Origin of the sequence: Kitasatospora sp. NA04385 (genome assembly GCF_013364235.1) — a bacterium.
In the GTDB taxonomy this organism is placed as follows: domain Bacteria; phylum Actinomycetota; class Actinomycetes; order Streptomycetales; family Streptomycetaceae; genus Kitasatospora.
In genome coordinates, this window is the sequence record NZ_CP054919.1 from 2,741,282 (window position 1) to 2,752,939 (window position 11,658).

At 74.0% G+C, this 11,658-nt stretch carries 12 protein-coding genes; 4 read left to right on the forward strand and 8 right to left on the reverse strand.

The window, feature by feature from the left end; all coding sequences use genetic code 11:
• Positions 1–218: 218 nt before the first annotated feature.
• Entirely contained in the window at positions 219–1,475 is a 1,257-nt protein-coding gene (locus tag HUT16_RS11930; protein ID WP_176188070.1) for a hypothetical protein, read from the forward strand.
• Between the two features lie 64 nt (positions 1,476–1,539).
• Here HUT16_RS11930 and HUT16_RS11935 read toward each other — a convergent pair whose 3' ends face one another.
• Genes HUT16_RS11935 through HUT16_RS11960 form a run of 6 tightly spaced genes read right to left on the reverse strand, consistent with a single transcriptional unit; the run spans position 1,540 to position 7,078 of the window.
• The gene (locus tag HUT16_RS11935; RefSeq protein ID WP_176188072.1) at positions 1,540–2,394 is read right to left on the reverse strand and encodes an alpha/beta fold hydrolase; all 855 of its coding nucleotides are present in this window, start codon (positions 2,392–2,394) and stop codon (positions 1,540–1,542) included.
• Positions 2,391–3,461 (reverse strand): branched-chain amino acid ABC transporter permease, encoded by a 1,071-nt coding sequence (locus HUT16_RS11940; protein ID WP_176188074.1) that lies wholly within the window; start codon positions 3,459–3,461, stop codon positions 2,391–2,393. Before HUT16_RS11940 ends, HUT16_RS11935 begins: the two co-directional genes overlap by 4 nt.
• A complete protein-coding gene (locus tag HUT16_RS11945; protein WP_176188076.1) occupies positions 3,458–4,342 on the reverse strand; it encodes a branched-chain amino acid ABC transporter permease in 885 nt (294 codons plus the stop codon). Before HUT16_RS11945 ends, HUT16_RS11940 begins: the two co-directional genes overlap by 4 nt.
• Entirely contained in the window at positions 4,339–5,073 is a 735-nt protein-coding gene (locus HUT16_RS11950) for an ABC transporter ATP-binding protein (protein ID WP_254897772.1), read from the reverse strand. The genes HUT16_RS11945 and HUT16_RS11950 overlap by 4 nt, the downstream gene beginning before the upstream one ends.
• Entirely contained in the window at positions 5,070–5,828 is a 759-nt protein-coding gene (locus HUT16_RS11955) for an ABC transporter ATP-binding protein (protein WP_176188078.1), read from the reverse strand. Before HUT16_RS11955 ends, HUT16_RS11950 begins: the two co-directional genes overlap by 4 nt.
• A gap of 5 nt (positions 5,829–5,833) precedes the next feature.
• On the reverse strand, positions 5,834–7,078 hold the full coding sequence (locus HUT16_RS11960) for a substrate-binding domain-containing protein (protein ID WP_176188080.1): 1,245 nt from the start codon (positions 7,076–7,078) through the stop codon (positions 5,834–5,836).
• A gap of 265 nt (positions 7,079–7,343) precedes the next feature.
• Here HUT16_RS11960 and HUT16_RS11965 point away from each other — a divergent pair, with 265 nt between their 5' ends.
• Both HUT16_RS11965 and HUT16_RS11970 read left to right on the forward strand, forming a co-directional pair.
• Entirely contained in the window at positions 7,344–8,114 is a 771-nt protein-coding gene (locus HUT16_RS11965; RefSeq protein ID WP_176188082.1) for a CoA transferase subunit A, read from the forward strand.
• Positions 8,111–8,749 (forward strand): 3-oxoacid CoA-transferase subunit B, encoded by a 639-nt coding sequence (locus HUT16_RS11970; RefSeq protein ID WP_176188084.1) that lies wholly within the window; start codon positions 8,111–8,113, stop codon positions 8,747–8,749. Before HUT16_RS11965 ends, HUT16_RS11970 begins: the two co-directional genes overlap by 4 nt.
• A 57-nt stretch (positions 8,750–8,806) precedes the next feature.
• Here HUT16_RS11970 and HUT16_RS11975 read toward each other — a convergent pair whose 3' ends face one another.
• Positions 8,807–9,517 (reverse strand): uracil-DNA glycosylase, encoded by a 711-nt coding sequence (locus tag HUT16_RS11975; RefSeq protein ID WP_176188086.1) that lies wholly within the window; start codon positions 9,515–9,517, stop codon positions 8,807–8,809.
• Positions 9,518–9,816: 299 nt separating this feature from the next.
• Between HUT16_RS11975 and HUT16_RS11980 the strand changes: the two genes are divergently transcribed.
• Complete coding sequence (locus HUT16_RS11980; RefSeq protein WP_176188088.1) at positions 9,817–10,596, forward strand: HAD-IIA family hydrolase; 780 nt, start codon at positions 9,817–9,819, stop codon at positions 10,594–10,596.
• Positions 10,597–10,826: 230 nt separating this feature from the next.
• Here HUT16_RS11980 and HUT16_RS11985 read toward each other — a convergent pair whose 3' ends face one another.
• A complete protein-coding gene (locus HUT16_RS11985) occupies positions 10,827–11,576 on the reverse strand; it encodes a LysR family transcriptional regulator (protein WP_368662681.1) in 750 nt (249 codons plus the stop codon).
• Positions 11,577–11,658 lie beyond the last annotated feature (82 nt).

Consider the following 11,658-nt stretch of genomic DNA (forward strand, 5'->3'; position numbering starts at 1 on the left):
CCCAGAACGGCAACAGGGCGGCCCCGGCGGGAGCCGCCCGGAGCTTTGCCGCGTGATGACCGGTTGAGGGCGGACGGCGTTGGACCGACCCCCTCGGGCATGCCATCCTTGGGTGGCGATACCGTCAAATTGTCCGATTTTGCCAGAAGTTGACCTCCGGATCCGCCCGTCGGCGCCCGGAGTTCCTTCTGATCGCGCCCACCGTGGCAGGGGAGACCATGAGCAGCATCTCGCGCAGGACAGTGCTGACCGCCACCGCGGCCACGGCGGCCCTCGGCGCCGTCGCCGCCTGTTCCAGCAGCGGAGGCGGCACCGGGAACCGTCCCGGCGCCGACGCCGCCGGTTCCGCGACCGGCGGCCCCGGCTCGGGGCAGCCCACGGTGAAGGCCACCCCGCTCGGCGACGGCTCCACCGCCGACACCGGCGGCCAGCCGCACCAGCCCGCCGCCGAGAAGCTCAAGCCCGGTGAGGCGCCGCCGCAGTTCGTGGTCTTCTCCTGGGACGGCGCCGGCGCCACCGACGACGGCCAGTTCACCCGCTTCCTCAAGCTCGCCGACGAGTACAAGGCGTGCATGACCTTCTTCCTCTCCGGCATCTACACCCTGCCGAAGGAGAAGTCCTCGCTCTACCACCCGCCGCAGCACCCGGTCGGCGCCTCGGACATCCCCTTCCTCTCCGACAACGCCGTCCGCAACACCATCAAGCTGATCAGCCAGGCCTGGCTGGCCGGCCACGAGATCGGCACCCACTTCAACGGGCACTTCTGCTCCACCCGCTCCGACCACAACGGCGTCAACAAGTGGAGCCCCGAGGACTGGGAGAGCGAGATCCAGCAGGCGGTCTCCTTCGTCACCGAGTGGCGCACCAACACCGGCTTCACCGACGTCGACCCGCTGCCCTTCGACTACAAGAAGGAGCTGATCGGCGGCCGCACCCCCTGCCTGGAGGGCCAGAAGGCGCTGCTGCCGACCGCCGCCAAGCTCGGCTGGAAGTACGACGCCAGCTCCCCTGGCGGCCTGCAGATCTGGCCGCAGAAGGTCCAGGACGGCAAGATCTGGGACTTCCCGCTGCAGGGCGTCCCCTTCCCCGGCCACAACTTCCAGGTCCTGTCGATGGACTACAACATCCTCGCCAACCAGTCGGGCGGCTCCACCAAGGGCGACCCCGGCAAGTACGACCAGTGGCGCACCCAGGCCCGGGACTCCTACCTGGCCGGCTTCAACCGCGCCTACACCACCAACCGGGCGCCGTTCTTCGTCGGCAACCACTTCGAGCAGTGGAACGGCGGCATCTACATGGACGCCGTCGAGGAGACCATCAAGCAGATCGCCGGCAAGCCCGACGTCCGCCTGGTCTCCTTCAAGCAGCTCGTCGAGTGGCTGGAGGTGCAGGACCAGTCCACCCTCCGCAAGCTCCGCACCCTCAACGTCGGCCAGGCCCCGGCGGGCGGCTGGCAGGCCTTCCTGGGCGCGTAGCGGGAGCGGAGCCGGGGGGGGTCGTCCCCCCTCCGCCCGCCCGGAGCCCCGGATGCCCGGAGCCCTAGCGCAGTGCCGCCGCCAGGCTCTCCGACCAGATGATCGAGTAGTGGTTGGTGCCCGGCACCGGCTCGGCCGGGAGCCCGACCCCCGCCGCGGCCAGCCGGTCGGTGTCGTAGAGGGCCTGCGGCTCGTCCATCAGGCCGCGCTCGGCGTACAGGAAGCGGGTGGGGACGGTCAGGCGGTGGATCGCGCCGGCGGCCTCCGGGTCGAGCAGGACCTGGGCGCCGTCGGTGGTGATCGCCTCGTGGACGCAGGAGGAGACCAGCGCGGGGGCCTCGCCGACCAGGTCGCGCTGGGTGTAGGCGTCGAGTTCGGCGGTCCACGGGTCGAACGCGGGGTGGGCCCGCCAGAACGCGCGGTACGCCTCGCGGTCGGGGAAGGTCATCGAGAGCCGGGCCAGCGCCGGGCCGAGGACGGCGGCCAGCGCGTCCTGCTCGCCGACGCCGGGCGGCAGCGGGAAGGTGACGGCGCCGTCGACCAGGGTGAGTTCGGCGACCAGCCCGGGGTGCCGGGTCGCGGTGAGGGCGCCGACCCAGGCGCCCATGGAGTGGCCCACCAGCCGGACCGGGCCCGCGTCCAGGGCGGTGATCAGCGCGGCGACGTCCTCCGCGTGGCGGGCCAGGCCCCAGGGGCCCGGCAGGTCGCGGCTGGCGGCGCGCCCGCGCAGGTCGGGGGCGTACAGCGCGACCCGGCCGTCGAGCAGCCGGGCCAGGCCGGCCCAGGCCAGCGCGTTGGCGGTGATGCCGTGCACGGCGACCACCACGGGCGCGTCGGGGACGGTCGCGGGCCAGTGCAGGACGGCGAGGTCGCCGCCGTCGACGGGGACGGTCAGGGCGGCGGGCCGGGAGTTGGTCATGCGGCGCCTTCCGGTACGGCGGTGACGGGGGCGGCGGTCTTCGCGGTGCGGCCGGGGCGCAGCCGGGCGGGCAGCTTGGCGAGGCCGCCGGGCAGCAGGTAGACCACGGCGACGAAGAGCGTACCGAGCAGGAACAGCGGCTGGGAGAGCGGGACCCGCAGCACGGCGGGCAGGTCGGCGACGGTGCCGGAGTTGGCGAGGTCGCCGAGCCGGTGCGCGGCCCAGGTGTAGAGGACGCCGCCGAGCAGCGGGCCCCAGCGGGTGCCGGAGCCGCCGAGGACGACCATCACCAGCAGGGCGAGCGTCGCGTCGGAGCTCGCCGCCTGCGGGGTCGCGCCGCCGGTGAGCAGCAGGTAGACCACGCCGCCGGCGCCGGCCAGCGCGCCGGAGACGGTGAACGCGACGAGCTTGAAGCCGTACGGGCGCAGTCCGAGCACCTCGACGCGGCGCTCGTTCTCCCGGATGCCGGCCCAGATCCGGCCGGTGGGCGAGGAGACCGTCCAGTGCACCACCGCGAGCACCAGGACCAGGTAGGCGAGGGCGATCCAGTACAGGTTGGCGGTGTTCTGGATGCCGACCAGCGCGTCGGGGAGGTGTTCGGCGGGGGCGGCCCGGCCCTCCTCGCCGCCGGTGATGCCGCCGGGGTTGCGCTGCACCAGGATCGCGCCGGCCTGGGCGAAGGCGAGGGTGACCATGGAGAAGCCGATGCCGGTGACCCGCAGCGAGACCGAGCCGAGGGCGAGGGCGAGGACGACCGAGCAGGCGGTGCCGAACAGCGCGGCGGGCCCGAAGCCGAGGCCGAACTCCAGCATGGCCAGGTCGGTGGCGTACAGGCCGGTGGCGAAGTAGAGGGCGTGCCCGAAGGAGAGCAGCCCGGTGCGGCCGAGCAGCAGGTCGTAGCCGGTGGCGAGGCCACCGTAGAGCAGGCACAGGGCGATCAGTTGCAGGCTGCCGGGGCTGCCGAGCGGCCCGTCGAGCAGGCCGGGCAGCGGGAGGGCGCTGTACGGCGCGGCGCACAGGGCGAGCAGCAGGGCCAGCGGCCACCAGCGCTTGAGGTGGGTGGTCATGCGAGTCTCCCGGTGAGTCCGCGGGGCTTGACGAGCAGGAGGACGGCGAGCAGGACGACCACCGAGAGGTCGCCGAGTCCGGCCGTGCCCCCCAGCCCGGGAATGGCGGCGTAGTTGGCGAACTGCTGGACGAGGCCGACGCCGACCGAGGCGACGGCGGCGCCGGTGACCGAGCCCATGCCGCCCATGACGACCACCACGAAGGCGAAGATCAGCAGGCCGGTGCCCTGGGAGGGGTTGACGGAGCCGAAGTAGAGGCCGGCCAGGGCCCCGCCGAGCGAGGCGGCGGCGCCGCCGATGGCGAAGACCAGGGTGAAGGCCCGGCGGACGTCGATGCCCAGCGCGGTGACCATGGCGCGGTCCTCGACGCCGGCCCGCACGATCAGGCCGTAGCGGGTGCGGGCCAGGAACAGCCGCAGCAGGAGCAGGACGGCGAGGGCGGCGGCGATCAGGACGAAGCGGTTGACGGGGACGGCCGCCCCCAGCAGGTCCACGGTGCCGGACAGCGCGGCGGGCTGCGGGAAGGGGCGGGCGTCGGAGCCCCAGATGCCCATCAGCAGGGCGGGCAGGGCGAGTCCGACGCCGACGGTGGCCAGGATCTGGTCGCGGGGGCGGGCGTACAGCGGGCGGATCAGGGCGAGTTCGAGCAGCACGGAGGCGGCGGTGCCGACCAGGGTGCCGAACGGGACGGCCAGCCAGAAGCCCATCCCGCCGTCGGTGGCGGCCCACCAGGCGGCGTAGGCGCCGACCGAGAGCAGCGCGCCGTGGGCGAAGTTGAGCACGTCCATCAGGCCGAAGATCAGCGAGAGGCCGGAGGCGACCAGGAAGTACAGCGCACCGAGCCCGAGTCCGGTGCAGGCGAGCAGGACGACGGTGTTCATCGGGGCGTCACCTCGGGTGCGGGGGCCGGTCGGTGGCCGCCGACGCCGAGCAGGCGGCGGGCGGCGTCCTCGTCGGCGAGCAGGGCGCGGGCGTCGCCCTGGTGGGCGGTGCGGCCGTCGGCGAGGACGGCGCAGTGGCCGGCGACCCGGCGGACCAGGGCGAGGTTCTGTTCGACCAGCAGGACGGGGACGGTCTCGGCGGCCCGGGCGAGCACGTCGGCGACCTCGGTGACGATCTTCGGGGCGAGTCCCTTGGTGGGCTCGTCGGCGATGATCAGCCGGTTTCCGTTGAGCAGGGTGCGGGCGATGGCGACCATCTGCTGCTGCCCGCCGGAGAGGGTGCCGGCGGCCTGCCGGCGGCGCTGCTTCAGCTCGGGGAACAGCTCGTGGACCAGGTCGTAGTCGGGGTGGGGGTCGCGTTCGGCCAGCCGCAGGTTCTCGGCGACGCTGAGGTGGGCGAAGACGCCGCGGTCCTCGGGGGCGTAGCCGATGCCCCGGCGGACCACCCGGTGGGTGGGGAGCCGGCCGATGTCGGCGCCGTCGAAGGTGACGGCGCCGGTGCGCGGGACGAGTCCCATGACCGCCTTGACGGTGGTGGTCTTGCCCGCGCCGTTGCGGCCGAGCAGGGCGGTGACGCCGGTGGCGGCGACGTCCAGGTCCACCCCGTGCAGGATGTGCAGTCCGTCGATCACCACCCGCAACTCCCGCACCTTCAGCAGGGGCTGGGTCACAGCGCCTCCCCGAGGTAGGCCCCCTGGACGGTGGCGTCGGCCATCACGGCGTCGGGGGTGTCGAGTGCGAGCAGGGTGCCGTGGTGCATCACGGCGAGCCGGTCGGCCAGGCCCAGCAGGACGTCCATGTGGTGCTCGACCATCAGGACGGTGCGGCCCTGCTCCCGGTGGACGGAGCGGATCAGCTCGACCAGCGCGGGCACCTCCTCGGCGCTGACGCCGGCCATCGGCTCGTCCAGCAGGATCAGCCGCGGCTCGCCCACCAGCAGCACCGCGAGCTCCAGCTTGCGCTTGCCGCCGTGCGAGAGGGACCCGGCGAGGTCGTCGGCGCGGTCGGCCAGGCCGGTGCGCTCCAGGGTCTGTTCGACCTGCTGCCGGTAGCGGCCCGCGCGGCGCCAGATCCGGTACGAGGCGCCGGGCCCGGCCGCCGCCTGGGCGGCCAGCCGGACGTGCTCGGCGACGGTGAGGCCGGGCCACAGCGAGGAGGTCTGGAAGGTCCGGCCCAGGCCCCGCCGGGCCCGGGCGGGCACCGGCAGGGCGGTGATGTCCGCGCCGTCCAGGTGCAGCGAGCCGTGGGTGGCGGGGTAGAGGCCGGAGACCAGGTTGAACAGGGAGGTCTTGCCCGCCCCGTTCGGGCCGATGAAGGCGACGAACTCGCCCTCGGCCACCTCCAGGCTCACGTCCTGCACGATCGGGACGCCGCGCACGGACCAGCCGAGGCCGTCCAGCCGCAGGACCGGGGCGGGGGCGGCCATGCCGCTCAGCCCGCCATCTTGGCGACCGGCGGGGCGACCTGCTCGGCGCTCAGGATCTTCTCTGCGGTGGGCCGGGCGTCGGCGCCGGTGCCGGTCAGCTTGACCTGGAACATCGGCTGCAGCAGCGCGTGGTCCTCGGCCCGGACGGTCAGCCGGCCCTTGACGCCGTCGAAGCTCCAGCCCTCCAGGGCCTTCACCAGCGCGTCGGTGTCGGCGTCGGAGCCCTTGTTGGCCTCCAGCGCGTGCACCACCATCTGGGCGGCGGTGAAGCCGTCGGGGGTGAACAGGTCGGGCTTGGAGCCCGCCTTGGTGACCGCGTCCGTCATCGCCAGCTCGGCCTCGGTGCCGCCGGCCGCGCCCGCGAAGTAGTGGTTCAGGAAGTCGATCTTCTCGGCGGCGGGGCCGAACAGCGGGTAGGAGGCGGCCACGTCCAGGCCGGTGACCACCTTGGTCGCGGCGAACACGTCCTGCTGGTTGAGCGAGGTCCACAGCGCGGAGGCGGTGTCGCCGGCCCACGCCACGTACAGCAGGTCGGGCTTGGCGGCCTTGGCCTGGGTGGCGAACGGGGTCAGGTCGGTGGCCGACGGCGGGGCCAGCACGGCGTCCACGCTCGCGCCCTCGCCGCCCAGCACGTCCTTCACGGCGGCCACGTTGGCCTGCCCGAAGGCGTTGTCCTGGGCCAGCACGGTGACCTTCTTGCCCTTGGCGTCGCCGATGAACGAGGCCGCCGCCCTGGTGTCCTGGTACGACTGGCGGCCCGAGCGGAAGGTGTACTTGTTCAGGCCGGTGACCTTGTCGGCGGCGGCCGGGCCGGAGATGAACAGCACCTTGTTCTGCGCGGCGATCGGGCCGACCTGCAGGGCCACGCCCGAGGCGGTCGAGCCCGCCAGGATGTGCACGTTCTTACCGATCAGGTCCTTGGCCGCCGAGACCGCCTTGGCCGGGTCGCCCGCGTCGTCCTGCTCGGTGACCTCCACCGGGTGCCCGTCCACCGCGCCGGTGCCCTTGGTGGCGTAGGCCAGGCCCGCCTTGAAGCCCTCCAGGTACTGCTTGCCGTACGCGGCCAGCGGGCCGGTCTTCGAGTACACCAGGCCGACCTTGACCGGGCTCCCGTCGCCCCCGCCGCCACCGGCCTCGGCCGAGGTGCCCGCGGTGCCGGCCTTCGCGCAGCCCGCGGCGAGCAGCACGCAGGCGGCCAGCGCGGCGAACCGGCGGACGGGGCGTCTGTGGGTGGCGTCCGTGACTGACATGGTGGGGGGCTCCTGACGTGCGGGTGCTGGTGGGATGCCGGAACCGTAGGGGCGCGCCACCGGGGACGACATGTGGCGGGGACATGCATCGGCCGCCTGCACTGTGTGGCCCGCCGCCATGTCGCGGTGGTGCCCGGCCCGGGGTGTGCGGCGGGCACATGGCGCCGGCCCGCCGCATGGCGGCGACCGCCATGGAAAGCCCCGGGGCCCGCGGGGAGGGTGGTGCGGCAGTCAGCCCCTCCTCCCCTGGTAAAGGCGGCCCCCCTTGGACAAGGTCCTGGACTCCCCGGCCCGCGCGGTCGGGGACATTCCCGACGGCGCGCTGCTCGCGGTCGGCGGCTTCGGCCTGTGCGGCATCCCGTCCACCCTGATCGGCGCGCTCGCCGACACCGGCACCACCGGCCTGCGGGTGGTCTCCAACAACTGCGGCGTGGACGACTGGGGCCTGGGCCTGCTGCTGCGCTCCGGCCGGATCGCCCGGATGACCTCCTCCTACGTCGGCGAGAACAAGGAGTTCGCCCGCCGCTACCTCGGCGGCGAGCTGGAGGTCGAGCTCACCCCGCAGGGCACGCTGGCCGAGCGGCTGCGGGCCGGCGGCGCGGGCGTCCCCGCCTTCTACACCCCCGCCGGCGTCGGCACCCAGATCGAGGAGGGCGGCCTGCCCTGGCGCTACGCCCCCGACGGCACGGTCGCGCTGGCCTCCCCGCCCAAGGAGGTCCGGGAGTTCGGCGGGCGCCGCTACCTGCTGGAGGAGGCCATCACGGCCGACTTCGCCCTGGTCCGCGCCGAGGTCGCCGACCGGCACGGCAACTGCGTCTTCCACGCCGCCGCCCGCAACTTCAACCCGCTGTGCGCCACCGCCGGCCGGATCACCCTGGTCGAGGCCGACCGGATCGTCGAGCCCGGCGGGATCCCGCCGGACGCCGTCCACCTGCCCGGCGTGTACGTCGACCGGATCGTGGCCGCCGACCCCGCCGACCGGCGCATCGAGCGGCGCACCGTCAGCAGCCCCGCCACCCCGGAGGAGTCCCGATGACCGCCGCCACCGACCCCCGCGAGGCGCTCGCCGCGCGGGCCGCCCGCGAACTGCGCGACGGCCAGTACGTCAACCTCGGCATCGGCCTGCCCACCCTGATCCCGGGCCACCTGCCGCCCGGCGTGCACGTCGTCCTGCACTCCGAGAACGGCATCCTGGGCACCGGCCGCTACCCCGCCGACGCCGACGTCGACCCCGACCTGATCAACGCCGGCAAGGAGACCGTCACCGTCAACCCCGGTGCGGCGTACTTCGATTCGGCGTTCTCCTTCGGCATGGTCCGCTCCGGCCGGATCGACGTCTCGGTGCTCGGCGCGATGCAGGTCTCCGCCCGCGGCGACCTCGCCAACTGGATGATCCCCGGCCGGATGGTCAAGGGCATGGGCGGCGCGATGGACCTCGTGCACGGTGCCCGCCGGCTGATCGTCGTCATGGAGCACACCGCCAAGGACGGCACCCCCAAGCTGGTCGACGAGCTGTCCCTGCCCGCCACCGGCCGCGCCGTCGTCCACCGCGTCGTCACCGACCTGGCCACCCTCGACGTCACCCCCGCGGGCCTGCGGCTGGTCTCCCTCGCCGACGGCGTCACCCTGGACCGGGTGCGGGCCGCCACCGAACCCCCGGTCCTGGCCTGATCCGGACCGGCCGGGGTTCCGGGGCGGCGGGAGGACTCCCCCTGCCGCCCCGGCCGGTCACTTCTGCAGGTTCGGGATCTGCCAGTCGATCGGCTTCCGGCCGAAGCCCTCCAGCGCCTCGTTGATCTGCGAGAACGGCTTGCTGCCGAGGAACAGCTTCGCCGACAGCGGCGAGGGGTGCGCGCCCTGGACGACCACGTGCCGTTCGGTGTCGATCAGCGGGAGCTTCTTCTTCGCGTAGCCGCCCCACAGCACGAACACGCAGGGCTCCTCGCGGGCGCTGACCGCCTTGATCACCGCGTCGGTGAACTTCTCCCAGCCCTTGTTCTTGTGCGAGTTGGCCTCGTGCGCCCGCACCGTGAGCACCGCGTTGAGCAGCAGCACGCCCTGCTCGGCCCACGGCATCAGGTACCCGTTGTCCGGGACGGTCAGGCCCAGGTCGGTGCCCAGCTCCTTGTAGATGTTGCGCAGCGACGGCGGCGTCCGGACGCCCGGCAGCACGGAGAAGCTCATGCCGTGCGCCTGCCCGTTGTCGTGGTACGGGTCCTGGCCGAGGATCAGCACCTCGACGTCCTGGTAGGCGGTCGCGGCGAGCGCCGAGAACTCCTGCCCGGCGGGCGGGAACACCTCGTGCTCGGCGCGCTCGGCGGCCAGGAACTCGGTCAGCTGCGCGTAGTAGGGCTTGCCGGTCTCCTCGGCGAGCACCGCCCGCCAGGACTCGGGCAGTTCCGGCGCGCCGCCCGTGGACGTCTCGGCCAGCTCCGTCACGTTGTACCTCCCACCGGCCGCGCCGCACGGCGACCGCTCTCACTCGTAACCGTCGAGCGGGCCCGTCCCGGACCCGCCGCGGTGAACGCTACACAGTCGCGCCGACAGCCCGCGCCGTCGGCGGGCGCCGCCGCGGCCGGCGAGCGGCGGGACGTGCGCGGACGCCCCTGTGGCCGACCGGCCCGGACGACTAGGCTGATCGGCGTTGGGGCAGCCTGTGGCGCCCGACCGGCCAGTGGTGTCCGGTCGGAGCGATCACGAAGATCGTTCGACCTGTGCAAGACCAAGGAGACACCCACGTGGCAGACCGCAAGCCCATCGAGACCTGGCTGACCGACATGGACGGAGTCCTCATCCACGAGGGCGTGCCGATCCCCGGGGCCGATGCCTTCATCAAGCGGCTGCGTGAGTCCGGGAAGCCCTTCCTCGTGCTCACCAACAACTCGATCTACACCCAGCGCGACCTGCACGCCCGCCTCGCCCGGATGGGCCTGGACGTGCCCGCGGAGCACATCTGGACGTCCGCGCTGGCGACCGCGAAGTTCCTGGACGACCAGCGCCCGGGCGGCACCGCGTACGTGATCGGCGAGGCCGGCCTGACCACCGCGCTGCACGACACCGGCTACGTACTGACCGACACCGCCCCGGACTTCGTGGTGCTGGGCGAGACCCGGACGTACTCCTTCGAGGCGATGACCAAGGCCGTCCGGCTGATCAACGACGGTGCCCGGTTCATCGCCACCAACCCGGACGAGACCGGCCCGTCCGCCGAGGGCGCGCTGCCCGCGACCGGCGCGGTGGCCGCGCTGATCACCAAGGCGACCGGCGTGGAGCCGTACTTCGTCGGCAAGCCGAACCCGCTGATGATGCGCGCGGGCCTGAACGCGATCGGCGCGCACTCGGAGAACAGCGCGATGATCGGCGACCGGATGGACACCGACATCGTCTCCGGCATGGAGGCGGGCATGTCGACCTTCCTGGTGCTGACCGGCCTGACCCACGCCTCCGAGGTCGACCGCTTCCCGTACCGGCCGACCCAGGTGGTCAACTCGATCGCCGACCTGGTCGAGCTGGTCTGACCCGCCCCGGAGGGCCCCGGCGCGCCGCGCCGGGGCCCTCCGTCATGCCAGGTCGCGGGCGTCGGCGCCGGGCAGCCAGTCGCGGTCGGGGCGGTACTCCAGCCAGCGGCGGTCGCGGCCGCGGTCGGCGAAGGCGCGCAGCAGGGCGGGGACGGCGGGGTGGGGGCGCTCGCGGTGCCAGACCAGCGACCAGGCGTACAGCGGGACGGGGTCGGCGAGCGGGCGGACGGTCAGGCCGGGCGGGACGGCGAGCGGGAGTTCGGCGGGCAGCAGGGTGCAGCCGTCGGGGACGGCGCCGACCCGTTCCAGCAGGTGGGCCAGGCCGAGGTTGGCCTCGCCGGGCAGCAGCGGGACGCCGAAGCGCTCGCCGAACCGGGCCAGGAAGTCCAGCCGGGCCGGGTCGGCGGGCAGCACCAGCCGCAGCGCGGCCAGGTCGGCGGGCGCAGCCGGTCGGCGCGGGCCAGCGGGTGGCCGGCCGGCAGCACCACGTCGACGGGTTCCAGCCGGACCAGCCGGTGCGCCGACTCCGCTCGGCGCCCGGCTGGTGGCGGCCGAACCCGGCGGCGCTCTCGCCAGGCCAGCGCGCCGGCGACCGCCCCGAGGTCCCGGGCGGGGCCGACCTCGACGGTCAGCCCGGGGGCGGCGGCCAGCACCTCGCGCACGGTGCGCAGCGGCTCGTACAGGTGGCCCCAGACGTCCAGCCGGGCGGGCGCGGACCGCTGCCGGACGGCGGCGACGGCGGCCTGTCCGGCGGCCAGCGCGGCCCGCGCGGGGGCGAGCAACTGCTGTCCGGCCTCGGTGAGCCGCACGGCGGCCGGGCCCCGTTCGAGCAGCCGGACGCCCAACTCCCGTTCCAGGGCCGCGATCCGCTTGGAGGCGGCCTGCTGGCTGATCGCCAACCGCTCGGCGGCGCGCCCGAAGTGGCGCTGTTCGGCGACGGTGACGAAGGCCCGCAACTGCCGGAGGTCCGGATCGTCCATCGCCCCATCATCGCCGACAACCGCCGGTTGTCGTACGGGCGTTCCGGTTGTTGGACCCTCCCGGGGCCCGGGCCGTTGACTG

Coding starts and splice junctions, on each gene's coding strand:
- HUT16_RS11970 (WP_176188084.1), top strand. CDS start 8,111: ATGACCGCCGCCACCGACCCCCGCGAGGCGCTCGCCGCGCGGGCCGCC.
- HUT16_RS11955 (WP_176188078.1), bottom strand. CDS start 5,828: ATGGCCGCCCCCGCCCCGGTCCTGCGGCTGGACGGCCTCGGCTGGTCC.
- HUT16_RS11960 (WP_176188080.1), bottom strand. CDS start 7,078: ATGTCAGTCACGGACGCCACCCACAGACGCCCCGTCCGCCGGTTCGCC.
- HUT16_RS11930 (WP_176188070.1), top strand. CDS start 219: ATGAGCAGCATCTCGCGCAGGACAGTGCTGACCGCCACCGCGGCCACG.
- HUT16_RS11945 (WP_176188076.1), bottom strand. CDS start 4,342: ATGAACACCGTCGTCCTGCTCGCCTGCACCGGACTCGGGCTCGGTGCG.
- HUT16_RS11940 (WP_176188074.1), bottom strand. CDS start 3,461: ATGACCACCCACCTCAAGCGCTGGTGGCCGCTGGCCCTGCTGCTCGCC.
- HUT16_RS11985 (WP_368662681.1), bottom strand. CDS start 11,576: ATGGACGATCCGGACCTCCGGCAGTTGCGGGCCTTCGTCACCGTCGCC.
- HUT16_RS11935 (WP_176188072.1), bottom strand. CDS start 2,394: ATGACCAACTCCCGGCCCGCCGCCCTGACCGTCCCCGTCGACGGCGGC.